This window comes from Microbacterium sp. Bi128 (assembly GCF_918698205.1).
In genome coordinates, this window is sequence record NZ_CAKKMM010001038.1 from 1 (window position 1) to 1,826 (window position 1,826).

The following is a 1,826-nucleotide window of genomic DNA, read 5'->3' on the forward strand; positions in this document are numbered from 1 at the left end:
GCTGACCGGGCATCGCTCAGTTAATCCGACTTAATCGGGTGGCTCGGTTTAGGATGGGCGCCATGACCTCAATCACACCAGAGAACCTTCGGGCAGAACTGCACCGCGCCGCCGGAGTCGTGGCCGGAATCGCCGCGAAACTGACGGAACAGGACATCAAAGCGCCGTCGGAACTGCCCGGCTGGAGCCGCGGGCACGTGCTGGCCCACATCTGCGGGATTGCCAACGCGATGGGCCGGCAGCTCGAATATGCCGCCCGCGGCGAGGGCGTCGAACTCTATGACGGCGGCTTCGAGGGGCGCAACCGCGCCATCGAGATGGCGGCCGGCCACAGCCTCGCGCAGCACCGGGCCGACCTCGACGCGGCGTTGGACCGGGCCCTGCGCGCCTTCGACTCCCTCGACGCGGCCGGCTGGCGTGAGCCCATCACCTACCGCGGAGGAGTCGTGTTCGACGGCGGCCTGGCACTGTGGCGCGAACTCGTCATCCATGCCGCCGATCTCGGCACCGGCCACGGACCGGAAACCTGGAGCCGCCCGTTCTGCGGGCACCTTTTCGATTTCCTCTCCGCGCGGGTACCCGAGGGCCAGCGCTTCGTGCTGCAGCCGCTTGGCCTGCCCGCGGTGGCCATCGGGAGCGGCGGAACCTCGACCGTGATCAACGGCATGCTCACGGACATCGCCGCGTGGCTCGCCGGCCGCAATCCCACCCTCGGCAGCCTGCGCGCCACCGCCGCGGCCGACGGCGTCGACCTTCCGAAGCTGCTGCCCTGGCCTGCCGGCGTTCCGGTCAACAACTGAGCCCGCCCGGGTCCGGCAGGCCGTCCCTCGCACACGGTGCGCCCGTCAACAACTGAGCACGCCTGGGTCCGGCAGGCTATGGAATAGGGCCTAGGCCCGTGCCGTCGCGAGGGCTGCTTCGCGCTCCCGGTCCAACAGGCTGCCCTTGACGGCCAGCCCCCAGCGGAAGCCGCCCAGGGTCCCGTCGGTGCGGATGACGCGGTGGCAGGGAACAAACAGTGCCGCCGCGTTGAAGGCACAGGCACTGGCCGCCGCCCGGACGGCCTTGGCGTTGCCGGACAGCTCCGCGTACTCCGTGTAGGTCACCGGGCGCCCCGGCGCGACCGTGCGCAGCACGTCCCAGGCATGACTGCGGAACGGACCGGACTTCTGCAGCACCGGCACCCCCATGGCCGGCTCCGGATCGCCGGCATAGAACGCCTCCACGGCTTCGGAGATCCCGCCGAGCCCGGTGACGGTCTCGAATTCGGCCGGAAGCAGGTCAGCGTGGATCTGGCCGGTCAGCTCGCCGGGAACGGCGGTCCAGCCCGACGACAAGACAGCCCCGTCCCGGGCAATGATGGTGAACGGACCGTCCGGGGTGGACATGGTCAACAGCTGGGCTTTCATGGTTTCGCTTCCTTCGGAGTCTGCTTGTGGTTCTGCGTTGGAGCCTGCCTCGGCGGCAGGGACGGCTTGCGCGCCGCGGCCTGGGCAGCCGCTGCTGCGCGCCACAGGTGCATGGTGGCGTAGGAGCGCCAGGGGCTGACCTCACGGAAATCCGGGGTAAGGGTGGCGCCGTCGGGGGTCTCGGCGAGTGAACGGATGCCGTTGCGGACCGCGGCGTCGTTGGCCAGGAACACATCCGGCGCGCCGATGACCCGCATCGCGACGTATCCCACGGTCCACGGCCCGACGCCGGCCAGGGGCAGGAGTTTGGCCTCCAGCCCCTGCACGTCATCGCCGTAGCCGAAGTCGAGGTCGCCCGAGGCCATCGCCGCTGCGGCGCCCCGGACAGCATCGATCCGCCGCTGCGGGCCTCGGAGC

The 1,826-nt window shown here is 70.4% G+C and carries 2 protein-coding genes and 1 pseudogene; 1 reads left to right on the plus strand and 2 read right to left on the minus strand.

Going from position 1 to position 1,826, the window contains the following annotated elements:
• The first annotated feature begins 62 nt into the window (after positions 1-62).
• Positions 63-800 (plus strand): maleylpyruvate isomerase family mycothiol-dependent enzyme, encoded by a 738-nt coding sequence (locus LQV45_RS29490; RefSeq protein WP_230010643.1) that lies wholly within the window; start codon positions 63-65, stop codon positions 798-800.
• 90 nt (positions 801-890) lie between these two features.
• On the opposite strand, the gene LQV45_RS29495 is transcribed toward LQV45_RS29490, so the two are convergent.
• A complete protein-coding gene (locus LQV45_RS29495; protein ID WP_230010645.1) occupies positions 891-1,409 on the minus strand; it encodes a methylated-DNA--[protein]-cysteine S-methyltransferase in 519 nt (172 codons plus the stop codon).
• A pseudogene (locus LQV45_RS29500) lies at positions 1,406-1,826 on the minus strand (3-methyladenine DNA glycosylase); the annotation flags it as partial. The gene LQV45_RS29495 and the pseudogene LQV45_RS29500, both read right to left, overlap by 4 nt.

Bases quoted from the DNA above. Each gene is read 5' to 3' on its own strand.
- LQV45_RS29490 (WP_230010643.1), top strand. From the start codon at position 63: ATGACCTCAATCACACCAGAGAACCTTCGGGCAGAACTGCACCGCGCC.
- LQV45_RS29495 (WP_230010645.1), bottom strand. From the start codon at position 1,409: ATGAAAGCCCAGCTGTTGACCATGTCCACCCCGGACGGTCCGTTCACC.